19 protein-coding genes and 1 pseudogene are annotated in these 24,104 nt (G+C 71.3%); 15 read left to right on the top strand and 5 right to left on the bottom strand.

Translation table 11 applies throughout. The features are described from left to right. The first annotated feature begins 15 nt into the window (after nt 1-15). The 5 genes and pseudogenes from gatC (at nt 16) to AC3ZJJ_RS09595 (ending at nt 5,248) form a co-directional block, all read left to right on the top strand. The gene (gene gatC / locus AC3ZJJ_RS09615; protein ID WP_489891601.1) at nt 16-312 is read left to right on the top strand and encodes an Asp-tRNA(Asn)/Glu-tRNA(Gln) amidotransferase subunit GatC; all 297 of its coding nucleotides are present in this window, start codon (nt 16-18) and stop codon (nt 310-312) included. A gap of 4 nt (nt 313-316) precedes the next feature. Further along, a complete protein-coding gene (gene gatA, locus AC3ZJJ_RS09610; protein WP_489891600.1) occupies nt 317-1,864 on the top strand; it encodes an Asp-tRNA(Asn)/Glu-tRNA(Gln) amidotransferase subunit GatA in 1,548 nt (515 codons plus the stop codon). Nucleotide 1,865: 1 nt separating this feature from the next. Then, nucleotides 1,866-3,380: an Asp-tRNA(Asn)/Glu-tRNA(Gln) amidotransferase subunit GatB gene (gatB, locus tag AC3ZJJ_RS09605; RefSeq protein ID WP_489891599.1), complete on the top strand. Its 1,515-nt coding sequence runs from the start codon at nt 1,866-1,868 to the stop codon at nt 3,378-3,380. A gap of 95 nt (nt 3,381-3,475) precedes the next feature. After that, nucleotides 3,476-4,228 (top strand): annotated as a pseudogene (locus tag AC3ZJJ_RS09600) (aminoglycoside phosphotransferase family protein); the annotation flags it as partial. A 240-nt stretch (nt 4,229-4,468) separates the two neighbouring features. Then, complete coding sequence (locus AC3ZJJ_RS09595; protein ID WP_489895775.1) at nt 4,469-5,248, top strand: type 1 glutamine amidotransferase domain-containing protein; 780 nt, start codon at nt 4,469-4,471, stop codon at nt 5,246-5,248. Between the two features lie 60 nt (nt 5,249-5,308). Here AC3ZJJ_RS09595 and AC3ZJJ_RS09590 read toward each other — a convergent pair whose 3' ends face one another. Next, the gene (locus AC3ZJJ_RS09590; RefSeq protein ID WP_489891598.1) at nt 5,309-6,223 is read right to left on the bottom strand and encodes a LysR family transcriptional regulator; all 915 of its coding nucleotides are present in this window, start codon (nt 6,221-6,223) and stop codon (nt 5,309-5,311) included. A 113-nt stretch (nt 6,224-6,336) separates the two neighbouring features. On the opposite strand from AC3ZJJ_RS09590, the gene tdh reads away from it, so the two are divergent. Then, entirely contained in the window at nt 6,337-7,383 is a 1,047-nt protein-coding gene (gene tdh / locus AC3ZJJ_RS09585) for an L-threonine 3-dehydrogenase (RefSeq protein ID WP_489891597.1), read from the top strand. 13 nt (nt 7,384-7,396) lie between these two features. Continuing rightward, nucleotides 7,397-8,596: a glycine C-acetyltransferase gene (locus AC3ZJJ_RS09580; RefSeq protein ID WP_489891596.1), complete on the top strand. Its 1,200-nt coding sequence runs from the start codon at nt 7,397-7,399 to the stop codon at nt 8,594-8,596. Between the two features lie 33 nt (nt 8,597-8,629). Here AC3ZJJ_RS09580 and AC3ZJJ_RS09575 read toward each other — a convergent pair whose 3' ends face one another. Further along, nucleotides 8,630-11,788 carry an efflux RND transporter permease subunit gene (locus AC3ZJJ_RS09575; RefSeq protein ID WP_489891595.1) on the bottom strand — a complete coding sequence of 1,053 codons (3,159 nt, stop codon included), beginning with the start codon at nt 11,786-11,788 and terminating at the stop codon, nt 8,630-8,632. A 124-nt stretch (nt 11,789-11,912) separates the two neighbouring features. Here AC3ZJJ_RS09575 and AC3ZJJ_RS09570 point away from each other — a divergent pair, with 124 nt between their 5' ends. Then, nucleotides 11,913-13,019 carry an NAD(P)/FAD-dependent oxidoreductase gene (locus AC3ZJJ_RS09570; protein WP_489891594.1) on the top strand — a complete coding sequence of 369 codons (1,107 nt, stop codon included), beginning with the start codon at nt 11,913-11,915 and terminating at the stop codon, nt 13,017-13,019. Here AC3ZJJ_RS09570 and AC3ZJJ_RS09565 read toward each other — a convergent pair. The 3 genes from AC3ZJJ_RS09565 to AC3ZJJ_RS09555 are packed head-to-tail and all read right to left on the bottom strand — an operon-like array spanning nt 13,016 to nt 16,317. Then, nucleotides 13,016-13,591: a HutD/Ves family protein gene (locus tag AC3ZJJ_RS09565; RefSeq protein WP_489891593.1), complete on the bottom strand. Its 576-nt coding sequence runs from the start codon at nt 13,589-13,591 to the stop codon at nt 13,016-13,018. The genes AC3ZJJ_RS09570 and AC3ZJJ_RS09565 overlap by 4 nt on opposite strands. A 57-nt stretch (nt 13,592-13,648) precedes the next feature. Beyond that, nucleotides 13,649-15,232, bottom strand: coding sequence for a histidine ammonia-lyase (gene hutH / locus AC3ZJJ_RS09560; RefSeq protein WP_489891592.1), 1,584 nt, complete (start codon nt 15,230-15,232; stop codon nt 13,649-13,651). A 44-nt stretch (nt 15,233-15,276) separates the two neighbouring features. Beyond that, a complete protein-coding gene (locus AC3ZJJ_RS09555; protein WP_489891591.1) occupies nt 15,277-16,317 on the bottom strand; it encodes an ABC transporter substrate-binding protein in 1,041 nt (346 codons plus the stop codon). Nucleotides 16,318-16,483: 166 nt separating this feature from the next. Between AC3ZJJ_RS09555 and AC3ZJJ_RS09550 the strand changes: the two genes are divergently transcribed. The 7 genes from AC3ZJJ_RS09550 to AC3ZJJ_RS09520 all read left to right on the top strand — a co-directional run bounded on the left by AC3ZJJ_RS09550 (nt 16,484) and on the right by AC3ZJJ_RS09520 (nt 24,031). After that, nucleotides 16,484-17,140: an IclR family transcriptional regulator gene (locus AC3ZJJ_RS09550; protein ID WP_489891590.1), complete on the top strand. Its 657-nt coding sequence runs from the start codon at nt 16,484-16,486 to the stop codon at nt 17,138-17,140. A 69-nt stretch (nt 17,141-17,209) separates the two neighbouring features. Continuing rightward, nucleotides 17,210-18,916 (top strand): urocanate hydratase, encoded by a 1,707-nt coding sequence (gene hutU / locus AC3ZJJ_RS09545; RefSeq protein ID WP_489891589.1) that lies wholly within the window; start codon nt 17,210-17,212, stop codon nt 18,914-18,916. A 39-nt stretch (nt 18,917-18,955) separates the two neighbouring features. Further along, a complete protein-coding gene (locus AC3ZJJ_RS09540; RefSeq protein ID WP_489891588.1) occupies nt 18,956-20,218 on the top strand; it encodes an allantoate amidohydrolase in 1,263 nt (420 codons plus the stop codon). Then, a complete protein-coding gene (locus tag AC3ZJJ_RS09535) occupies nt 20,215-21,468 on the top strand; it encodes a formimidoylglutamate deiminase (protein ID WP_489891587.1) in 1,254 nt (417 codons plus the stop codon). Before AC3ZJJ_RS09540 ends, AC3ZJJ_RS09535 begins: the two co-directional genes overlap by 4 nt. Further along, nucleotides 21,465-22,694 (top strand): amidohydrolase family protein, encoded by a 1,230-nt coding sequence (locus AC3ZJJ_RS09530; protein ID WP_489891586.1) that lies wholly within the window; start codon nt 21,465-21,467, stop codon nt 22,692-22,694. Before AC3ZJJ_RS09535 ends, AC3ZJJ_RS09530 begins: the two co-directional genes overlap by 4 nt. Further along, nucleotides 22,687-23,184, top strand: a complete 498-nt coding sequence (tpx, locus tag AC3ZJJ_RS09525) for a thiol peroxidase (protein ID WP_489891585.1) — start codon at nt 22,687-22,689, stop codon at nt 23,182-23,184. The genes AC3ZJJ_RS09530 and tpx overlap by 8 nt, the downstream gene beginning before the upstream one ends. A gap of 40 nt (nt 23,185-23,224) precedes the next feature. After that, entirely contained in the window at nt 23,225-24,031 is an 807-nt protein-coding gene (locus AC3ZJJ_RS09520) for a CPBP family intramembrane glutamic endopeptidase (protein WP_489891584.1), read from the top strand. The last annotated feature ends 73 nt before the right edge of the window (nt 24,032-24,104 follow it).

Genomic DNA, 24,104 nt, shown 5'->3' with positions numbered 1-24,104 from the left:
AGACACGGGAGATACATGTCTGCCATCAGCCGTGAGGACGTCGTTCACCTGTCCCGGCTCGCCCACATCGAGATGACCGAGGCGGAGCTGGACAAAATGGCCGGCGAGCTCGCCGTCATCGTCGACGCCATCGCCAGCGTGAGCGAGGCCGCCGGAGACGACGTCCCGGCCACCAGCCACCCGATCCCGCTGGTCAACGTCATGCGGGAGGACGTGGTGGGCCCCACGCTCACCAACGAAGAGGCCCTGATGAACGCCCCGGATTCCGCGGATTCGCGTTTCAAGGTTCCGGCGATCCTGGATGGGGAGTAGAGACATGGACAACATCATCAGGCTCTCGGCCGTCGAGCTGGCCGACAAGTTGCGCGCCGGCGAAGTCACGTCCGTGCAGGCGGTGCAGGCGCACCTTGACCGCATCGCCGAGATCGACGGCGGGGACCGCGGCGTCAACGCCTTCCTGCACGTCAACGCCGAGGAGGCCCTCGCGGTCGCCGCGGAGGTCGACGCCATCCGTGCCGCGGGCGGGGCGGACGCCGAGGCGCTCCACCCGCTGGCCGGCGTTCCGATCGCCGTCAAGGACCTCATCGTCACGGTCGGGCAGCCCACGACCGCCGGATCCAAGATGCTCGAGGGCTGGATGAGCCCCTACGACGCCACCGTCGTCTCCAAGGTGCGCGCGGCCAAGCTGCCGATCCTGGGCAAGACCAACCTCGACGAGTTCGCCATGGGCTCCTCCACCGAGCACTCCGCCTACGGGCCGACGCGCAACCCCTGGGACCTGGACCGCATCCCGGGTGGCTCGGGCGGAGGCTCCGCCGCCGCGGTGGCCGCCTTCGAGGCGCCGCTGGCGCTGGGCACGGACACCGGCGGCTCCATCCGCCAGCCCGGCGCCGTGACCGGCACCGTGGGCGTCAAGCCGACCTACGGCGGCGTGTCCCGCTACGGGGCGATCGCCATGGCCTCCTCGCTGGACCAGATCGGCCCGGTCACCCGGACGGTGCTGGACTCCGCGTACCTGCACGAGCTCATTGGCGGACACGACCCTGCCGACTCCACGTCCCTGAACGAGCCCGTTCCGGCACTGGTCGAGGCGGCGCGCCAGGGCCACACCGGCGACCTGACCGGCGTGCGCGTCGGCGTCGTGAAGGAACTGCAGGGCGAGGGCTACGAGCCCGGCGTCCAGCAGCGCTTCGACGAGTCGCTCGAGCTGCTACGCGGCGCGGGCGCGGAGATTGTCGAGGTCTCCTGCCCGAACCTGAAGTATGCGCTCGGCGCCTACTACCTGATCATGCCCTCGGAGGCCTCCTCCAACCTCGCGAAGTTCGACGGCGTCCGGTACGGCAAGCGCGTTCTGCCGGCCGAGGCCCCGCTGACCATCGAGCGCGTGATGGGCGCGACCCGCGCCGCCGGTTTCGGAGACGAGGTCAAGCGCCGCATCATCCTGGGCACCTACGCGCTCTCGGCCGGCTACTACGACGCGTACTACGGGTCCGCGCAGAAGGTCCGGACGCTCATCCAGCGCGACTTCGCCGCCGCGTTCGAACAGGCCGACGTGCTGGTGTCCCCGACGTCGCCCGCCGTTGCCTTCAAGCTCGGCTCCAAGCTGGACGACCCGCTGGCGATGTACCTCAACGACGTCGCCACGATCCCCGCCAACATGGCCGGGATCCCCGGGATCTCCGTCCCGGGCGGGCTCTCCGAGGGCCTGCCCGTGGGCATCCAGTTCCTGGCCCCGGCCCGCGAGGACGCGCGGCTGTACCGAGCCGGCGCCGCGCTGGAGAAGCTGCTCGAGGACTCGTGGGGCGGGCCGCTGATCAACCAGGCTCCAGATCTGGCCGCCGCAACCCTGGGAGGTGCCGCCTAGCATGGCCGCTTTCACCGATGTGCTCGTGGACTTCGACGAGGCCCTGGACAAGTACGACCCGGTCCTCGGCTTCGAGGTCCACGTCGAGCTGAGCACCAAGACAAAGATGTTCTCCGCCGCACCGAACGTGTTCGGCGACGAGCCCAACACGAACGTCACGCCCGTCTGCCTGGGGCTCCCCGGCGTCCTGCCCGTGGTCAACAAGACCGCGGTCGAATACGCGATCCTGATCGGCCTGGCGCTGAACTGCAAGATCGCGGAGACGTGCGGCTTTGCCCGGAAGAACTACTTCTACCCGGACACCCCGAAGAACTTCCAGACGTCCCAGTACGACGACCCCATCGCCTACGACGGCTACCTGGACATCGAGCTCTCCGACGGAGCGGTCTTCCGCGTGGAGATCGAGCGCGCGCACATGGAGGAGGACGCCGGCAAGCTCACCCACATGGGCGGCGCGACCGGCCGCATCCAGGGCGCCGACTTCTCGCTGGTGGACTACAACCGCTCCGGCGTCCCGCTGGTGGAGATCGTGACCAAGCCCATCGTGGGCGCGGGCAAGCGAGCCCCCGAGCTGGCCAAGGCCTACGTCGCCGCGATCCGCGAGATCGTCAAGAACCTCGGTGTCTCCGATGCGAGAATGGAGCGCGGCAACGTCCGCTGCGACGCCAACGTCTCCTTGATGCCGAAGGACGCCACCGTGTTCGGGACACGCACCGAGACGAAGAACGTGAACTCGCTGCGCGCCGTCGAGCACGCGGTCCGCTTCGAGATCGAGCGCCACGCGGGAGTGCTGGACTCCGGCGCGAAGATCGTCCAGGAGACGCGCCACTGGCACGAGGACACGCGCACCACGACGTCGGGGCGCCCCAAGTCCGACGCCGACGACTACCGCTACTTCCCCGAGCCCGACCTGCTGCCGATCGTCACGACCCCGGAGTGGATCGAGGAGTTGCGCTCGCGGCTGCCCGAGCCGCCGTCCGAGCGCCGCAAGCGCCTCCAGGCCGACTGGGGATACTCGGACGCCGAGTTCCGCGACGTGGTCAACGCGGGCGTGATGGACGACGTCGAGGAGACGATCGCCGCGGGCGCAACGCCCGCCGTCGCCCGCAAGTGGTGGATGGGCGAGATCTCCCGCCTGGCCAAGAACGCCGACGTCGACCCCGGCGCGCTCGGCGTCTCCCCGGCGACGATCATCGAACTCAACTCGCTGATCGAGGCGAAGAAGATCAACGACAAGATCGCCCGCCAGGTGCTCGAGTTCGTGGTCGCCGGCGAGGGCACGCCCACCGAGATCGTCGAGAAGCGTTCGCTGGCCGTCGTCAACGACGACTCCGCCCTGGGCGCCGCGATCGAGGACGCGATGGCGGCCATGCCGGACGTCGTCGCCAAGATCAGGGACGGCAAGCTGCAGGCCATCGGCGCGCTGATCGGCCCGGTCATGAAGGCCACCCGCGGCCAGGCCGACGCGGCCCGCGTCCGCGAGTTGGTCCTGGCGAAGCTCGGCATCGAGGGCTAGCAACTCCGCCCCACAGCCCCGCGAAGTGGACATTTCCGCCGTTAGTTACGGTAGGTGGTGTCCACTTCGCGGGGCTTCGTGCGTAGGTTGGGAGCATGAACACCGTTCCCGGCGCCGACGTCGACATCACCGACGCCCTGGTGCGCGGGCTCCTCGCGCAACAGCATCCGGACCTGGCCGGCCTGCCCCTTGAGCGCGCCGACAACGGGTGGGACAACGTGGTCTACCGGCTCGGGGACGGGCTGGGCGTGAGGCTGCCGCGGCGGGAGGCCTCCCACCGGCTGCTGCTCAACGAGGTCCGCTGGCTGCCGTTCCTGGCGCCGCGCCTGCCGCTTCCGGTCCCCGCGGCCGTCCGCCGCGGACGCCCGGGGCCCGGCTACCCCTACCACTGGGCGGTCGTCCCGTGGTACGAGGGGCGGAGCGCGGCCCTCGCCGAGCCGGGGGAGCGCGACGCCTACGCCGCCCCGTTCGCCGCCTTCCTGCGCGCCCTCCACGTGCCCGCGCCGGGCGACGCCCCCCGGAATCCCGTCCGCGGGGTGCCGCTCGCCTCGCGCGGCGAATCCTTTGCCGAGCGGCTCGCCTCGGGTCGGCTCCCGCAGGAAGACGCGCTCCGGGAGATCTTCGCCGGGGCCGCCGACGCGCCGCGGCATTCCGGTCCGGCGCTGTGGATCCACGGCGACCCCCACCCGCACAACCTGGTGCTGCGACCCGGGACCGGCGCCGGGGCCTCGCCGGGAATCGCGGCCGTCGTCGACTTCGGCGACCTCGCGGCGGGGGATCCGGCGTCGGACCTCGCCGCCGCCTGGCTGCACTTCACGCGGCGCGGGCGGGAGGAGTTCAGGTCCGCGCTGGCCGGCGGTTCGGGGCGCCCGCTGTACGACGTCGACACCTGGCTAAGGGCCCGCGGGTGGGCCGTGCACCTGGGCGCGATGATGGCGCTGCTGCCCAAGGGGGACCCGCTCCGGCAGGTCGGGAGACACACCCTCGACGGGGTGCTGGAGGAGTTCCGCCGCGGCGCCGCTGACCGGCCCGCTGTGCACCGGGCCGCGTCTGGCCTAGGGTGGGAAGCTGGACGAAAGGAGCATCTCATGAAGAAAATCCTCATGGTTCTGACCAGCGTTTCCGAGATCGGCGACACGGGAGAGAAGACCGGCTACAACGTGGCCGAGGCCGCGCATCCCTGGAAGGTCTTCAAGGATTCCGGCCACTTCGTCGATTTCGCCTCCATCCAGGGCGGGCAACCCCCGCGCGACGAGGTGGACACGGAGGACCCCATTCAGGTGGCCTTCACGGAGGACGAGACCACGCGTGCCGGCCTCTACAACACGGCCCGCGTCGACGTCGTCGACTCCGGGCAGTACGACGCCGTGTTCCTCGTGGGGGGCCACGGCACCATGTGGGACTTCCCGGACAGCGAGGGCCTGCAGAAGCTCGTGTCCGGGGTCTACAACGCCGGCGGCGTGGTGGGCGCCGTCTGCCACGGGCCCGCCGGCCTGGTGAACGTGGAACTGGCCAACGGGCTGCGGCTCGTCGAGGGCCGCAAGGTCGCCGCCTTCACCAACGAGGAGGAGGTCGCCGCGGGCAAGGACAAGGCCATCCCCTTCTTCCTGGCCGACAGGCTCGAGGAGCAGGGCGCAACCCACGTGTCCGCCGGCGTCTTCGAGGAGAAGGTCGTGGTCGACGAGCGGCTCGTGACCGGCCAGAACCCCGCCTCCGCCGCCGGTGTGGCCAAGGAAATGGAGAAGTTGCTGGCCGAGGTCATCCACCAGGAGAAGGCGGAGGAGCAGAGCGAGGCGGAGGCCCTGCGCGCCGAGAAGGACGCCGAGAAGGACGCCAAGAAGGCTGCCGCGGCGGAGTCCGAGCACTAGCCTCCGCGGAGTCGCAAACCGGCGGCCGTCCCACCCGGGGCGGCCGCCGGCGCCGTCCCGTCAGCCGTCCGTTCCGGCGAGTTCCCGCATGGCGGCCCCGAGCGCGTCGGCCACCAGCCGGACCGAGCGGCGACGGAGCGTCTCCGGCCGGGCCAGCATGTCGATCCTGCGCCGGTTGTTGATCCCCTCCAGCGGGCGGAGGACCACGCCGGCGTCCGCGGACACGGCGGCCGTGTACCGCGGCAGGATGCCCAGCACGTTCCCCGTCCCCACGAGCGCGGCGACCGTGGTGTAGTCGTTGATGCGGTGCACCACCCGCGGAGCGGTGCCGCCTACGGCGGCGACGGCGGCCAGGATATCCGCCGGGGAGTAGCCCTCGCGGCTGACCACCCAGTCCTGGCCCGCAAGGTCCGCCGGGCGGAGCACGGTCCGGTCCGCCAAGGCGTGGCCCGCCGGGACGGCGATGTCCAACGGCTCGTGGGCCAGCGGCACGACCGCGACACGTTCGGTCGGCCAGCGCGGGGTGTGGTCCATGCGGTGCGCCAGCACCAGATCGTAACGGGCGGTCAGGGCGGGAAAGTCCTGCTGCGCCACGTCCTCGTCGAAGAATCGCGGAAGCGGCGCCCCGTCCGCGGAGAGCCTCCGAAGCAGCGGCGCAAACAGGGCCTGGCCGGCCGAGTGGAACCCCGAGATCGTGACGGACGCCGCGGCGTCGTCCTGGAAGGCGCCGATGGCGGCGCGCGCGTCCGCCATGGACGCGATCACGGAGGCCCCGGCGGTCGCCAGCACGCGGCCCGCGTCGGTAAGCACCAGGTTGCGGCCCTCCTTGCGCGTCAGGGGAACATCGATGCCCCGCTGTAGGAGCGCCAACTGCTGGGAAACGGCGGACGGCGTGACGAAGAGGGACGCCGCCACCGCCTTCACGCTTCCCAGGTCCCCAAGCTCGCGCAGGATTTGCAGCTGATGGATTTCCATGTAGCCAATACTAAATCGTGGGTTGAGACATGCGTGGTTGTTCTAAACAGAGGCGGATGGTGACATGGTGCCAGACTGGAAACCGAACGATCCGACCCGAAGGCATGGTGCCCATGAAAGCCCTTTACAAGTCAGGTCCGCACGCCGGCCTGGAACTCGTCGACCGGCCCGAGCCGGTGACCGGCCCCCACGACGTCAAGATCCGGGTTATGACCACGGGCATCTGCGGCACGGATCTCCACATCCTCGCGTACGACGACGCCGCGAAGGCCATGATCCAGGCGCCGCTGATCCCGGGGCACGAGTTCTACGGCGAGGTCGTGGAGGTCGGCGACCTGGCGACGCACGTGAGGGTCGGGGACCGCGTCTCCGGCGAGGGGCACATCGTGTGCGGCATGTGCCGCAATTGCCGGGCGGGACGGCGCCAGATGTGCATCAACACGGTGTCCGTGGGCGTCCAGCGCGATGGCGCCTTCGCCGAGTACGTCGTCATTCCGGAGGCGAACGCCTGGGTCCACCGCGGCGACGCCGTCACCCCCGAACTCGGCGCCATCTTCGACCCCTTCGGCAACGCCGTGCACACGGCCCTGTCGTTTCCGCTGGTGGGCGAGGACGTGCTGGTCACGGGCGCCGGCCCAATCGGACTGATGGCCATCGAGGTGGCCCGCCACGCGGGAGCCCGCAAGATCGTGGTCACCGACGTCTCGGCGCCGCGCCTGGAGCTGGCCCGGGGCATGGGCGCCGACCTCGCGGTCGACGTGTCCGCCACCCGCATCGTCGACGCGCAGCGGGAGCTTGGCATGGTGGAGGGGTTCGACATCGGCATGGAGATGTCCGGGCATCCGACCGCCCTGCCGGAGATGATCGACAACATGAACCACGGCGGGAAGATCGCCATGCTGGGGCTGCCCAGCCAGGCGATCGACATCAACTGGGGCAAGGTTGTCACCCACATGCTCACCCTCAAGGGCATCTACGGCCGCGAGATGTTCGAGACCTGGTACGCCATGAGCGCCATGCTGCAGTCCAACGAACAACTGCGAGAGCGCATCGCCTCGGTGGTCACGGACCGCCTTCCCGCCACCGAGTGGGAGGCGGGTTTCGCCGCCGCCCGCGCCGGCAACGGCGGCAAGGTCGTCCTCGACTGGTCAGTCTTCTAGGAAGGAACACAACATGTACACGACCCTCAGGGACCAGCTGGCCACGGAATTGGACGAGCTCGCGCAGGCGGGGCTGTTCAAGCGCGAGCGCCACATCGACTCCGCGCAGTCCAGCCACATCGTCGCGGGAGGGCTCGGCGAGGCCGCCCGTCCGGTACTCAACTTCTGCGCCAACAACTACCTGGGCCTGGCGGACCACCCGGACATCGTCGCCGCCGCCAAGCGGGCGCTGGACGAGCGCGGCTTCGGCATGGCCTCGGTCCGGTTCATCTGCGGCACCCAGGACCTGCACCTGGAGTTGGAGCGCGGCGTCTCCGCGTTCCTGGGCACGGAGGACACCATCCTGTTCTCCAGCTGTTTCGACGCCAACGGGGGAGTCTTCGAGTCGCTCTTCGGCGCACAGGACGCGATCATCTCCGACGCGCTCAACCACGCGTCCATCATCGACGGCATCCGGCTGTGCAAGGCGCAGCGCTTCCGCTACGCCAACCGGGACATGGACGACCTGGAGGCCCGGCTGCGCGCCGCGGCGTCCATGAACGACGGCGCCGGGCCGCGCCGCCAGATCATCGTCACCGACGGCGTCTTCTCCATGGACGGCTACCTTGCGCCCCTGGCGGAGATCTGCGACCTGGCGGAGCGCTACGGCGCGCTGGTGATGGTGGACGATTCCCACGCCGTCGGCTTTATGGGGGACACCGGCGCCGGGACACCCGAGCACGCGGGGGTGTCCGGCCGCGTCGACATCTACACGGGAACTTTCGGCAAGGCCTTGGGCGGGGCGTCCGGCGGCTATGTCTCCGCCCGGGCGGAGATCGTGGCGATGCTGCGGCAGAAGGCGCGCCCGTACCTCTTCTCCAACTCGCTGGCGCCCTCGATCGTCGCGGCGACGCTGAAGGCCCTGGAGTTGGTGGAAACGTCCGGCGAGCTGCGCGCGCAACTCTTCCGCAACGCGGAGCATTTCCGACGCCGCATGACCGAGGAGGGGTTCGATCTCCTCCCCGGCGAGCACGCCATCATTCCGGTGATGTTCGGCGACGCCGTCAAGGCCGCCGCCGTGGCGGACAGGATGCTGCAACACGGCGTCTTCGTCACGGCGTTCAGCTACCCGGTGGTGCCGAAGGGCGCCGCGCGCATCCGCGTCCAGCTCTCCGCCGCGCATTCGGCCGAGGACGTCGAGGCCTGCGTCGCCGCGTTCGTCGCGGCCCGCTGACGCCGAAGGGCCGGTGAGGCCGGGCCGGACGGCCTAGCCGACGGGCTCCTCCACCCGCGCGCGCCGGCCCCGCGCGGGTGCCGGCGGGCCGGAGTCGCCGGGGGTCGCCGCCGCCGCCTTGCGGAGCGCGCGGTCCTCGCGCCGCCCCTCGACCAGCCGGTAAAGCACCGGCACCAGCACCAGCGTCAGCGCCGTGGAGGACACCAGCCCGCCGATGACCACGATCGCCAGGTCCTGCGAGATAAACCCGCTGGACCCCGTGACTCCCAGCGCCATCGGCGTCAGCGCGAAAATGGTCGCCAGCGCCGTCATCAGGATGGGTCGCAGCCGCTGGCGGGCGCCGTTCATCACGGCGTCGCGCACGTTCTGGCCTTGCCGGCGGTACTGGTTCACCAGGTCGATCAGCACGATGGCGTTCGTGACCACGATCCCGATCAGCATCAGCAGGCCGATCAGCGAAGCGATGCCCATGGCCCGGCCGGAGAGCAGCATCAGCACGATCGCGCCCGTGGCGGCGAACGGAATGGACACCAGCAGGATCAGCGGCTGCACAAGCGACTTGAACTCCGCGACCATCAGCAGGTAGACGATAGCGATGGCGACCAGCATGGCCAGTCCCAGCTGCTCGAAGGACTCGGTCTGCTGCGTGCTCACGCCGCCGAGCTCGACCGTGACCCCGACCGGCAGGTCCAACGCGTCGAGGCGCTCCTGGACGGAGGCGGTCACGGCGCCGAGCTCGCCCTCCGCGGGTGTGAGGGCGACCGTGGCCACCAGGTCGCCGCCGTTGCGGGTGATCTTGGCGGGGACCGCGGCACGTTCGATCGCGGCGAGCTCGCCAAGGCGTTGGATCCCCGCGCGCGTCGGGACCGGGAGATTCTCCAGGTCCCGGATCGACTCGACCGCCGCGCCGCCGGCCACGTAGATCGAGAGTTCGGTTCCGTCCACGCGCAGGCTGCCGACGCTCTGCGGGTTGGAGGCCGACGCGACCAGCCCGGCAAGCTGCATCTCCGTCAGCCCGGCGTCCGCGGCCTTGGCCCTGTCCACCACAACCTGGATCGTGGGCTGGTCCGCCGCGAGGTCGTTTGACGCGTCGGTGGTGAGCGGGACGTCCCGAAGCGCCTCGAGCACCTGCCCGCTGGCCGCCGTCAGGGCCGCGTCGTCGTCGTTCGCCTTCACCAGGACGTCCACCGTGCTGCTCCCGTAGGCGGCCGACTGGCCGACGGTGATGTCCTCGGCCTTCTCCAGCGCGGCGATGCGGTTGTTGATGTCCGCCGCGATGGCTGCCTGGTCGCCGTCCGGGTCTGTGTTGACGGTGAAGGAGGCGGAGCCGCCCGAGGAGGGCGTGGGACCCAGCCGCTCGCCTCCGATGCCGGCCGTCAGCAGGACGGAGTCGACGCCGTCCGCCGTCAGCAGGGCGTCCTCGGTGGCTTTGGCCTCCGCGCCGAGCGTCTCGAGGTCGGTTCCGGCACTGAACTGCTGCGTGATCCGCAGGCTGTTCTGGCCGGTGCTGCCCAGGAAGTCGACCTTCAGCGCGGGCACCAGCGCGCCGGTGATCCCCAGCACCACCACGGCGGCGACGAGCGTCCACACCGGGTGGCGCTGCGTGCCGCGCAGGACGGGCAGGTAGCCGCGCTGCAGCCACCCCCGCCGCTCCTTCTCCTCGGCCGCAAGCCTCACCTGCTCCGCGTCCACGTCGTGGGCGGGACGGCGCATGAACCAGTAGGCCAGGATGGGCACGATGGTCAGGGCCACGAGCAGCGACGAGAACATCGCGATGGCCACCGTCAGGGCGAAGGGTCGGAAGAGCTCGCCGACCATGTCCCCGACGAGGGCGATCGGCAGGAAGACCATGATGGTGGTCAGCGTGGAGGCGGTGACGGCGCCGGAGACCTCCCGGACCGCGGTGAGGATGGCCTGGCGCTTCTCCTCGCCGTAGCCCAGGTGCCGCTTGATGTTCTCGATCACCACGATCGAGTCGTCCACTACGCGACCGATCGCGATCGTGAGTGCGCCGAGGGTGAGCATGTTCAGGGAGTAGCCGCCGAGGCTCAGGCCGATGAACGTCACCAGCACGGACAGCGGGATGGAGATCGCCGTGACCAGGGTGGAGCGCAGGGACATCAGGAACACCAGGATGACGACGACGGCGAACAGCAGGCCGAGGAGGCCCTCCGTGGCGAGGTGCTCGATCGACTGCTCGATGAACGGCGCCTGGTCGAAGATGACGGTGACGGACGCCCCGGCGCCCAGCGCGGTCTGGAACCCGGCCAGCTTGTCATTCACCGCGTGCGAGATCGACACAACATCGGCGTCGGGCAACGCGGTGACCTGCAGCGAGAGGCTCGGCACACCGTTCGTGCGGGTGATGGACGTGGCGTCCTCGGTGACGATCCCGACCTCGGCGACGTCGCCGATCGTCGTGGTGGGGGGCGCGGCGGGAGCGGAAGGCGCGGCGGGAGCACCGGAGGACGACGGGGTGGCGAGGAGGGGCAGGGCTTCGAGCCCGGCCAGGGAATCGATGGCCGTGCCGGCCTGGACGGAGACCGTCTGGTCGTCTTCCACGATGGAGCCGGCGGGGAGGGTGGTGCCGTTCGCGTCCAACGCGGCCTGGATGCTTTGTCCGGTGAGGCCGGCGGCGGCCAACTTGGCCGCGTCCGGCGTGATGGTGATGCGTTCCCGCGCCCCGCCGCCCAGGGAAACATCGCGCACGCCCTCCACGGCCTCGATCTCCGGAACCACCAGGTCCTCGAGCTGCGTGCTGAGCTCCTCCGGGGTCGCGTCCGAGGACGCCGTCAGCATGACCACCGGGATGTCCGCCGTGCTCCCGGCGATCAGCTCGGGCTCTGCGCCCTCGGGCAGCCGGTCGGCGACTGATTCGACGGCGTCGCGCAGGGCCGACTCGACCTCGTTCTGGTCCAGGCCGTACTCGGTGGCCACAGAGAGGATGGAGACGGACGGGGAGGACGTGGCCACCACGGACTCGACGCCCGTCACGCCCTTCAGGGCATTCGAGAGCGGCTGAGAGATCTGCTCGTCGACGACGTCCGGGCTGGAGCCGATCGAGGTTGTCATGACCGTCGTCTGCGGGATCGAGATGGAGGGGATGAGCTCCTGCTTGAGCGAGCCCATCGACACGGCGCCGGCAACGGCGATGATGAGCGTCAGCAGCGCCACGACCGCCCGGTTCGACAACGAGAATGTGGCGAGACGGTGCAAGGGAACCTCCGGGTGGGGCGTGCCGCGCGCGGCGATGCTGGGCTTGGCACCAACCCTACCTTCGGGGGGCGTTCGGCCGACCACCGGTTAGGCTGGCGCCATGGCATCCACCGTGGACACTTTGGAATGCGACGTCCTGATCATTGGGGGCGGCATCGCGGGGCTCTCCCTGGCGTCGGAGTTGGCTCCGGAGACGCCCGTGGTGCTCCTGGAGGCCGAACCGACGCTCGCGTTCCACACCTCCGGCCGCTCCGCCCAGCAGCTGATTCCCAGCTACGGGCCGCCCGCCGTGCGCGCGCTCACCCGGCGCACCCTGGCGGCCCTCGCGGCCCTGCCGTCCGTCGGCCGGCCGCTGGTGTGGCCCAGCCGATTCCTCTTGGTGGGGACGGCCGGGGACGTCCGCGCCCACCGTTCGGACACCATGCGCGAGGTCGGCCACGCCGAGGCCCTCGCCCTTGCGCCCGCGCTGCTCCCGGAGTCCTTCGAGGCGGCGGGCCTGGACGAGACCAGCGTCCGAACGGACGCGGACGCGCTGATAGAGCACCACCGGGCGCTCGCGGCGGACTCTGGCGCGCGCATCCTCACCGGTCGGCGCGTCGCCGCGGCGGAGCGGCACGACGGCGGCTGGCTGGTGTCCGCGGCCGGCGTCGCGGTCCGCGCGCGGCGGGTGGTCAATGCCGCTGGAGCCTGGGCCGACCAGGTGGCCGGCCTGTTCGGAGCCCGTCCGCTGTCGCTGGTGCCGCTTCGGCGCACTGCCGCCTACGTCCGCGTCGAACGGCCGCCGGACCCGGCGACGCCGATGGTCGGGTCGGCGGACCACACCTGGTACTTCCGACCCCACGGGGACAAGGTGCTGGTCTCGCCTTCCGAGGCCGTGCCTGCGCGGCCGGGCGACGCGCGGCCCGTCGCGGCGGACGTCGACGCCCTCGTGCGCCGGCTCAACTCGATCACCACCCTCGGTATCACCGGCGTGGAGCGCGCCTGGACCGGGCTGCGCACCGAAGCCGCGGACGGGAACCCCGTCCTCGGCTTCGATCCGGAGGTGGGGGACTTCCTGTGGCTGGCGGGTCAGGGCGGCTACGGGTTCCAGACCTCCAGTGGCATGGCCGAGCTGGCCGCGGCCCGGCTGCTGGGCGGCCCGTCGCCGTTTCCCGACGCGGTCGCCTCGGCGCTGGCGCCGGAGCGCCTCGCCGTGTTCGACCGCTAGGCGTGGCCGGCCGGATCGATCGAGACGACAGCCAGGAAACCCCGGCCGGAGATCTCGGGCGGACGTTCCTCGGAGCCGACGACGGCATCGTACCGGCCCAGCTCCGCGCCGCCGCCGACGGTGGCGTTTCCCTGGAGCAGCACCGCGTGCTGGCCGCCGAAGACCGGGTGCGGCCGCTTCTTCGACAACTCCACGATCGCCACGTGCGCCCGATAGCCGCCTGCGGCGATGACGTTCAGGTTGCGGACGCTGCCGGTGGGAAGGGTGGCCGTGGTGGGCGCCCCGCCGTCGAACCGGAACGGGCGGTACTTCTCCAGTCCCTGTTCGCGCCCGCCGACGTTCAGCACCAGCAGATCGCCCTCCACCACCGTCAGGATGCGTTCCGTGTCCGGGAACGCCGAGAACGGCCCGGCCTTGTCGACGTCTGCGAGGCTGATGCGCCAGCCCCAGGAGTCGCCGATTGAAGCCTCCGGGCCGCGTGCGAGCTCGCGCGTGGTCCCTCCGCCGTTGCGCCAGCGTGTGGCGGTCGCGTCCGCGCCGCGGATGATCGTGGGGGCTTCGCTCGGTTCCATGCCCACAACATTAGGCCTTGCCGGGGCCATCATGGGGCCCGGCCGGGACGCGGGGACCTAACGTAGCCGGCCCGCGGCCGCCTCGTTGGCGGCGTCCAGCACGGCGCCGGAGTGCACCAGCCCGAAGACCGCCTCGATCTCCGGAGCCAGGTACCTGTCCGTTCCCGGCCCCTCGGCGACCGTCCTGACGAGCATGCGCACCGCCGTCGAGACGGGGGAGGACCGGGCGGACGCGAGTCCGCCGTCCCGCATGTCCAGCGCGCGGGCGCTGGTCAGCAGCTCGACCGCCAGGACTCGCTCGAGTCCGTCGATCGCGCGCCGCAGCTTGAGGCCCGCGGCCCAGCCCATGGACACGTGGTCCTCCTGCATGGCGGAGCTGGGGATGGAGTCCACGGAGGCCGGCACGGCCAGCCGCTTGAGCTCGGAGACGATGCCCGCCTGGGTGTACTGGGCGATCATGTGTCCGGAGTCGACTCCGGGGTCCGCGGCGAGGAAGGCGTTCAGGCCGTGGCTGCGCGCCTTGTCCAGGAAGCGGTCCGTGCGGCGTTCGGAGATGGACGCGAGGTCCGCGACGGCGATGGCCAGGAAGTCCAGCGCGTAGCCCACGGGCGCGCCGTGGAAGTTCCCGTTTGACTCCACCCGCCCGTCCTCGGTCACCACCGGGTTGTCGATGGCCGAGGCCAGCTCGTAGCCGGCGACCGACTCGGCGTGGTCCAGCGTGGCGCGCACGGCCCCGTGGACCTGGGGCGCGCAGCGCAGCGAGTACGCGTCCTGCACCCGCGTGAAGGCGTGGTCGCCGTCCTTTTGGGACTCGATCAGCGCCGAGTCCGCCAAGGCGGCCCTGATGTTGGCGGCGGAGGCGATCTGTCCGGGGTGCGGCCGCAACGCCGTCAGGTCCTCCGCGAAGACGGAGTCCGTGCCGAGCAGCCCCTCGACGCTCATGGCCGCTGCGACGTCCGCCGTCGTCACCAGCCGGCGCAGGTCCGCGGCGGCCATCAGCAGCATGCCCAGCATGCCGTCGGTGCCGTTGATGAGCGCCAGGCCCTCCTTCTCCACCAGGACGATCGGGTCGATGCCGGCCGCGGCGAGCGCGTCCGCCGCCTCCATCAGTCCGCCGTCGGCGTTGCGGACCCGGCCCTCGCCCATGGCGGCGAGGGCGCAGTGCGACAGCGGCGCCAGGTCACCGGAGCAGCCCAGGGAGCCGTACTCCCCGACGACCGGGGTGATGCCGGCGTTGAGCAGGCCGGCGTAGGCCTCGGCGACGGCCGGGCGCACGCCGGTGCGCCCCGTGGCCATGGTGTGCAACCGGTTCAGCATCAGCCCGCGCACCACCTCGCGGTCCACTTCCGCGCCGGAGGAGGCGGCGTGCGAGCGGATCAGCGAGCGCTGCAGTTGTGCCCGCAGCTCCAGGGGGATCTGCTTGGTGGCCAGCGCGCCGAAGCCCGTGGAGACGCCGTAGTGGGGGCGGGCGTCGGTGGCGAGCGCCTCGATGACGGCGCGGGACCGCTCCATGGCGGCCATGGATTCCGGGGAAAGCTCCACCAGGGCCCCGTGCCTGGCAACCGCCACAACGTCGGCGGGGGACAACGGCGCGGGCAGCAGCCGGACGGTGGAGACGGGGCGGGTGTCGGAGAGGGGCATGGCGTCTTTCGTCGGTGGGTGCTTGGGCGATCGGGATCTATGGGTCAGGAGGCGATCAGCGCGTCGTAGTCCGGTTCCTTGCCGAGGACGCCGTACGAGGTAGCGGCCGACCCGAGGGCGGAGAGCGCGTCGCGGTTGATCTCCGGCGTCCACACGGACATGACCACGGTCTCCGCCAACGCGGGCTCGACCTTGGCGTAGTCCTGGACGATTTTCCGGACCTCGTCCTCGTGCGCCATCGCATAGTCGAAGGATTTCGCGAGCGCGTCGCGGAAGCGCGCGACGAGGTCCGGGTTCCCGTCGATCGTCTGCTGCGACGTGAAGTAGAACGCGGAGTCGAAGTTGGCCGCCAGATCGGTCATGGGGGAGGCGACGATCTGGCCGCCTGACTCCAGGATCTGTGTCCGGAAGGGCTCGGTGGTCCATGCGGCGTCGACGTCCCCGCGCTCGAGCGCCGCGGGCATGTTGGGGTACGGCATTTCGACGAACTTGACGGCGGCGGGGTCGCCTCCGGCCTTCTGGACGGAATTGCGGATCGTGACGTCCGCGAAGTTGTTCAGTGCGTTGACCGCGACGGTGCGTCCCGGCAGGTCGGCGGCCGAGTCGATGCCGCTGGCTGGCAGGGCCGCGACCTCGGTGACGTCCTTGCCGGGAGTGTTGGTGGAGCTGGACCCGTTCGATACCACCTTGATGGGCAGCCCCTTGTCCGCGGCGATCAGCAGCGAGACGACGTTCGAGTACCCGAAGAGGAAGTCGCCGGTCATCACGGCCGGCAGGATGGCGGCGCCGCCCTGGGCCATCTGGACCGTGAGGTCGATGCCCGCGTCGCGGAAGTATCCCTCCTGCAGGCCGAGGTAGACGGGGGCGACGTCGGTGATCGGAATGAGCCCGATGGTGACCTTCTGCAGGTCACCGGCCGAGGATCCGGCGGAACCCGTGGACGTGGCGCCGGCGGAGGTGGCCTCACCGGAAGGGCTGCCGGAGCCGCAGGCGGACAGGCCGACGGCTCCGCCGCCGGCGAGCAGAGTCCCGACCAGGAAGTGGCGGCGGCTGGGAACCGGGGACTGCGGGAGGCTGAACGACATGGGAACTCCGATCCTGCCGTTGCGCGGCATCGACGTTTCAAGCAATAAAACGAGCGGACCGTCCCATGGAACAGCATCCACCGCGTCGCGGTCAATGGCGGGCCCTTGCCGACAGGTGAAATGGATGTTCTACTGGTCGCAACACCAAGCGACGACCGGAGGCTCCATGGACGTACTCGCGAAACCCGACGCGACCACGCGCAGCGCCGACCGCGTGCTGGGGCTGCTGCGCGTGGTCTGCGAGCACGACGGCGTCAAGCTCGCGGACGCGGCGAAGGCAATGGCGCTCTCGCCGTCCACGGCGCTGCGCCTCCTGCGCACCCTCGAGGCCAACGGCTTCGCCACCCGGCGGGACGACGGCCTCTACCGTCCGGGATACCGGATGGTGCAGCTCGGGGTCCAGGCCCTGAGCCACGAGTCCCTGGTGGCGACCTCGCGCCGATCGCTCGCCGCGCTGGTGGCGGAGAGCGGGGAGTCCGCCTATCTCAGCGTGGCCGCGGACCACGGAAACGGCCTTTACCTGGCGATCGAGGAGGGCACCCACGCGGTGCGCCACGTGAACTGGGTCGGGCGGACCTTCCCGCTCGAGGGAAGCGCCGCCGGCGCGGTCCTGCTGGGCCGCGTGGATGCCGGCGGTTATGTTGCCGTTGCCGACGCCGTCGAGTCGGACGTGACCGCGGTGGCCGCCCCGGTCATGGCCGGAAGCCGGGTCGTCGCCGCCTTGAGCATCGTCGCGCCCAGCTACCGCACGGACCCCGCCGCGGCCGCCCGCCTCGGCGATCTGGTTGCCGCCCGCGCGGCCGCGCTCCTCGCGAACGCCTGACGCACACCACCACCTCCGTCTACAGCCGCGGCGTCGCCCGCCGCGGCGCAAAAACCGAAAGGCCCCAGAATGAGCTTCACCCAGCACGACCCGTCCCGGACCATCCGCGCTCCGAGGGGAACCGAACTGACGGCGAAGAGCTGGCAGACCGAGGCGCCACTGCGGATGCTGATGAACAACCTGGATCCGGAGGTCGCCGAGCGGCCGGAGGACCTCGTGGTCTACGGGGGCACGGGCCGCGCCGCCCGCAGTTGGGAGGCCTACGACGCGATCGTGGCGACGCTCGCCGGGCTCGAGGACAACGAGACGCTGCTGGTCCAGTCGGGCAAGCCCGTAGGCGTCTTCCGCACCAACAAGTGGGCGCCCCGCGTCCTGATCGCCAACTCGAACCTGGTCGGGGACTGGGCGACCTGGCCCGAGTTCCGCAAGCTCGAGGCGGAAGGGCTGATGATGTACGGGCAGATGACCGCGGGTTCCTGGATCTACATCGGCACGCAGGGCATCCTCCAGGGCACCTACGAAACGTTCGCCGCCATCGGCCGCAAGCTGTACGGGGGCAGCGGCGGAACACTCGCCGGAACCCTGACGCTCACCGGCGGCTGCGGCGGCATGGGCGGGGCGCAGCCGCTGGCCGTCACGCTGAACGGCGGGGCCTGCCTCATTGTCGACGTCTCCGAGGACCGGCTGCGCCGGCGCTTGGGCAAGCGCTACCTCGACGACGTCGAGCTGGACCTCGAGGCCGCCATCGCCAAGGTGGTCGCGGCCAAGGGGGAGCGGCGGGCCCTGTCCGTGGGCTACGTCGGCAACGCCGCCGACGTCTTCCCCGAACTGCTCCGCCGCCATGTGGCCGGGGAACTGGCCATCGACATCGTCACCGACCAGACGTCCGCCCACGATCCCCTGTCCTACCTGCCCAGCGAATACTCCCTGGCCGAGTGGGACGCCGAGGCGAAGGCCGACCCCGTGGGGTTCACCAAGAAGGCCCAGGCCTCCATGGCCCGCCACGTCGAGGCCATGGTCGGCTTCCAGGACGCAGGGGCCGAGGTCTTCGACTACGGCAACTCCATCCGCGACGAGGCGCGCCAGGGCGGGTACGCCCGCGCCTTCGCGTTTCCCGGCTTTGTTCCCGCCTACATCCGCCCGCTGTTCTGCGAGGGGCTCGGCCCCTTCCGCTGGGTCGCCCTGTCCGGGGACCCGGACGACATCCGGGTGACGGACGAGGCGCTCAAGGAACTCTTCCCGGACAACGCACACCTGCACCGCTGGCTGGACGCCGCCGCGGAGCACGTCGAGTTCGAGGGCCTGCCCGCCCGGATCTGCTGGCTGGGCTACGGCGACCGCGCCAAGGCCGGCCTCCTGTTCAACCGGCTGGTGGCCGACGGCAAGGTCTCCGCGCCGATCGTCATCGGCCGCGACCACCTGGACGCCGGTTCGGTGGCCTCCCCGTACCGGGAGACGGAGGCCATGAAGGACGGCTCGGACGCCATCGCGGACTGGCCTCTGCTCAACGCCCTGACGGCCGCAAGCTCCGGGGCCACGTGGGTCTCCATCCACCACGGCGGCGGCGTCGGCATCGGCCGTTCCATCCACGCCGGTCAGGTGTCCGTGGCCGACGGCACCGAACTCGCCGCCGCCAAGCTGGAGGCGCTCCTGACGAACGACCCCGGCATGGGCGTCATCCGCCACGTCGACGCTGGCTACGACCGGGCGCTCGAGGTCGCCGCCGAGCGGGGCATCCGCGTTCCGATGCTTGAAAGAGGAGCGTCGGAGCAGTGAGTGGGCCCAGGGGCGAAGGGGCGGAGTAGGGTGCATTCCATGGCAGGCAGCACGGTCAACAGGCTCATGGCGGACATCGAGGGGATAGGCCGCGACCGCCGGCGCGGCGGCTACTCCCGGCCCGTCTACTCCACGGCGGAGCTCGAACTGCGCGAATGGTTCACCGCCGAGGCCGCTGCGCGCGGCCTGGCCGTGGAGACGGACCGCAACGGAATCCTTTGGGCGTGGTGGGACGTCCCTGGCGGAGACCGCACGGGCTCCCTTGTGACCGGTTCGCACCTGGACTCGGTCCCCGGAGGCGGCGCGTTCGACGGTCCGCTCGGCGTCGCGTCGGCGCTGGCCGCCGTCGACGCCCTGATGGCGCGCGAGGCCGCCGGCGGGCTGCAGCGCCACCGGGCCCTGGCCATCGCCGTCTTCCCCGAGGAGGAGGGGAGCCGCTTCGGCGTCGCCTGCCTCGGCTCGCGGCTGCTGACGGGCGCGATCCTCCCGGCCAGGGCGCTGGCCTTGCGCGACGAGCGCGGAACCACGTTCGCCGACGCGGCAACGTCGAACGGCCTGGATCCCCGCCGGGTGGGCCGGGACACCGAGACGCTGTCCCGCATCGGCGACTTTGTGGAGCTCCACGTGGAGCAGGGGCGCGGGCTCAACACGGAGGAACACACGGACCACGCCGGGCGCGGCCCGGCGCTGGCCGTGGCGTCCTCGATCCTCGGGCACGGCCGGTGGCGGCTCAGCGTGGCCGGACAGGGCAACCACGCCGGGACCACTCCGATGAACGACCGCGCGGACCCCATGGTCGCCGCGGCGCAAATGGTGCTGGCCGTCCGCAAGGCGGCCGCGGCGCAAGACGGCGCCAGGGCCACGGTCGGGCGACTGGAGCCGGTGCCCGGCGGAACCAACGTCATCGCGTCCCGCGTGGACCTGTGGCTGGACGCGCGCCACCCCGACGACGCGGTCACGGCCGCGCTGATCGAGCGCATCCACGGGCAGGCGCAGAAGATCGCTGCTTTCGAGGGCTGCGCCGTGACGCTGACCGAGGAGTCGTACTCGGACACGGTGCACTTCGACTCGGCGCTGCAGCGTTCCCTCGAGCGCTCCGTCGCACGAACCGTCCCGGGCGCCCCCGTGTTGGCCACCGGTGCGGGGCACGACGCCGGCGTGCTGGCGGGCGTGGTGCCGACCGGCATGCTGTTTGTGCGCAACCCGTCCGGCATCAGCCACTCGCCCGAGGAACACGTCGAGGAACCCGACGCGGACGCGGGGGTGGCGGCGCTTGCCGACGCGCTCGAGGACCTCCTGTGACGGATACCGCCGGGCTGGTCCGCGTTCCGGGCCCGGTCAACGCGCACTCGCATGCGTTCCACCGCATCCTGCGCGGGAGGACGCACGAGGGCCGGGCCGGCGGCGCGGGCACGTTTTGGACGTGGCGGGACCAGATGTACGCCGCGGCCTCCACCCTGACGCCGCCCGCGTACGAGCGGCTCGCCACGGCGGTCTTCGCCGAGATGGCCGTCTCCGGCTGGACGGCCGCGGGCGAGTTCCACTACCTCCACCACGCCCCGGGCGGGCGTCCCTACGCTGCCGCGGACTTCGGCGCGCACGCCATGGAACGAGCCCTTGCGCGCGCGGCGCTCGCGGCGGGGATCCGGCTGGTGCTGCTCGACACGTGCTACCTCTCCGGCGGCCTGGACGCGGCCGGCCGCGACATCCCGCTCGACCCGACGCAGGCCCGCTTCAGCGACGGCAGCGCCGTGGCCTGGCTTGACCGCCTCGCGGGTGTGCGCGCCGCGCTTGCCGAGGAGGACGCCGGCCGCGGCCTGGTGTCCACCGGCGGCGCGGTCCATTCCGTGCGCGCCGTCCCGCCGGACGCCTTGGACACCATCGCCGCGGGTTTCCGGGACGTCCTGGGGCCGAACGCCCCGTTGCACGTCCACCTGTCCGAGCAGCCCGCCGAAAACGAGGCCTGCCTGGCCGCTCACGGGCTGACCCCCGCGGGCCTGCTCGCCGCCAAGGGGCTGCTCTCGCCACAACTCTCCGCCGTACACGCCACGCATCTGAGCGCGGCGGACATCGGGGCGCTCGGCGCCGCTGCCGCGTCGATCGTGATGTGCCCGACGACGGAGGCGGACCTCGCCGACGGCATCGGTCCGGCCCGCGAGTTGGCCGACGCCGGAGCGGTCATCGCCCTCGGCACCGACCAGCATGCCGTGGTGGACCCGTACCTGGAGATGCGCGCGCTGGAGCACGGAGAGCGCCTGCGCAGCGGCGTCCGCGGCCGGTTCGCGCCATCGGAGCTGGCGGGCGCCGCCCGTTCCGGGGGCCTGCGCAGCCTGGGCCTGGCCGAAAACGACGACCACCTGCTGGTGCGCGCGGACAGCGTCCGGACCGCCGGCTCGCGGCGCGGCCAGCTTCCGCTCGCCGCGACCGCGGCGGACGTTGTGGAGGTCGTGGTCAACGGTGCCACGATTGCCCGCGACGGCGTCCACACCACCCTCGGGGAGCCCGCCGAGCTCTACCGGGCCTTCCTGACCGAGAATCCGGAGTTCCAATGAGCAGCATCCTGATCACCAATATCGGCGAACTGACTACGGTCGACGGCGAGGACCGCGTGCTGCGCGGCGCGGCCGTCGTCCTCGAGGGCGAACGCATCGCGTGGGTCGGCGCCGCGGCCCACGCGCCGGCCGCCGACGCCGTCCACGACGCCGAGGGACGCGCCGCGCTGCCGGGCTGGGTGGATTCGCACACGCACCTGGTTTTCGCGGGGGACCGGACGGCGGAGTTCGAGGCGCGGATGGCCGGCGATGCGTACGCCGCCGGCGGGATCGCGGTCACCACCGGCGCGACCCGTGGGGCGAGCGACTACGAGCTCACCCGGCTGGTCCTCGGCCGGGCCGCCGAGGCCGCGGCAGGCGGCACCACCTACCTGGAGACGAAGACCGGATACGGGCTGGACGTGGACGAGGAGGCGCGGCACGCCCGCATCGCCTCCACCGTCGTCGACGAGGTGACATATCTCGGCGCGCACCTGGTCCCGCCCGGCGCGGACGCGGACAGCTACACCGACCTCGTCTGCGGTGCGATGCTCGACGCGGTCCGCCCGCACGTCCGCTGGGCGGACGTCTTTTGCGAGCGGGGGGCCTTTACCGAGGAGCAGTCCCGCCGCGTGCTGGCCGCCTGCCGGGACGCCGGGCTGGGACTTCGCGTCCACGGCAACCAGCTGGGCCCGGGACCGGGCGTGCGCCTCGCCGTGGAGTTCGGGGCCGCCAGCGTGGACCACGTGAACTACTTGGACGATCCGGACATCGAACTGCTGGCCGGGAGTTGGGCCGGGTGGAGGCCCTCCGACCGGACCGGCGACCCTGGCACCGTGGCCACCTGCCTGCCCGCCTGCGACCTCTCCACACGCCAACCCCTGGCCCCCGGCCGGCGGCTGCTCGATGCCGGCATTCCCGTGGCGCTGGCGTCCAACTGCAATCCGGGCACCAGCTACACGTCCTCGATGGCCTTCTGCGTCACGACCGCAGTGCTGCAGATGGGGCTCTCCGTGGCCGAGGCTGTTCGGGCCGCCACCTGGGGCGGGGCTCTGGCGCTGCGCCGGCACGCGGGCGAGGACCGCGACGGCGCCCGCGCCATCGGGTCGATCGCGGTGGGGCACCGCGCCGATCTCCAACTGCTCAACGCCCCCGGCGCCACCCACCTGGCGTACCGGCCCGGGATGCCGTTGACGCACGCGGTCTGGCGGGCGGGCCGGCGCGTGGTAGACAGGAACCATGGCTAACACCGCATTCAAGGGAACCCCCGTACAGACCATTGGCGACCTGCCCGCGCAGGGCGCCGCCGCCCCCGACTTCACTCTGACATGCGCCGACCTGTCCGACGTGGCCAGTGCCGACCTCGCCGGCCGCCGCGTGGTCCTCAACATCTTCCCCAGCGTCGACACCGGCGTCTGCGCCGCGAGCGTCCGCAAGTTCAACGAGCTGGCCGCCGGCCTGGACAACGCGACCGTGGTCTGCGCCTCCGCCGACCTCCCGTTCGCGCTGGGCCGCTTCTGCGGTGCCGAGGGCCTGGAGAACGTCGTCGCGGCATCCACCTTCCGCTCGGACTTCGCCGAGGCCTACGGCGTCAAGATGGTCGACGGCCCGTTGGCCGGCCTCAACGCGCGCTCCGTCGTCGTCTTCGACGCGGACGGGACCGTCCTGCACTCCGAGCTGGTTTCCGACATCACGGTGGAGCCGGACTACGACGCCGCCATCTCCGCGCTGAACTAGCCGGCGTCGGCGGGGGATCCGAGTCGCTACCATCGATGACATGGACAGCACCGGATCCCTTGCCGCGTCCGCGGCCGACCGAGAGGGCGGCCTGCGACCACCCGCGACCCGCCGCTGGCTGCGGATCGAACTCGCGCTGATCCTGGGGCTCTCCCTCGGACAGTCGGCCGTGTACTCCGTAGTCAGCCTGCTGGACAAGCTGAGCCGCGCCCCCCTGGGGGGCCAGACCACCAGCATGAACAACACCCTCAGCGACCGCCCCTACTTCGATCTGACGTACCAGCTGCTGGACATCGTGTTCGCGCTGGTTCCGGTGGCGCTGGTCTTTTTCCTGCTGGCGCATTCCGGGGTCAACGGCTTCCGGGCCATGGGCTTCGACCTCCGCAGGCCCTGGCGGGATGTCGGCTGGGGGGTGGCGCTCTTCGCCGTGATCGGCCTGGGCACGCTGGGGGTCTACGCGGCGGGCCGGGCCTTCGGCCTGACCACGGCGATCGTTCCGTCCGCGCTGGAACCCTACTGGTGGACCATTCCGGTGCTGGTGCTCTCCGCGGTCCGCCACGGTGTCCTGGAGGAAACCGTCGTCGTGGGCTATCTCTTCGACCGCCTTCGGCGCCTCGGCTGGGGTCCGTGGGCCATAGTCCTCGCCAGCGCCGTCCTGCGTGGGAGCTACCACCTCTACCAGGGGTTCGGGCCCTTCGTCGGCAACTTCCTGATGGGCCTGGTCTTCGGCTGGCTCTACCTGCGGTTCAAGCGCGTGATGCCGCTCGTCGTCGCCCACGCCCTGCTGGATACCGCGGGCTTTGTGGGCTACGCGCTGATCGGCACGGCCATCGGCCTGGGCACCTAAGGGACCGGCGCTTAAAGCACCGCGGGCCGGACGCCATTGTCCGGCCCGCGGTGCCCCAAGTGCCCGGGATTCC

The sequence above is a fragment of the Arthrobacter sp. AOP29-A2-19 genome (genome assembly GCF_058138025.1).
This window is presented reverse-complemented; position numbering and strand designations above follow the sequence as displayed.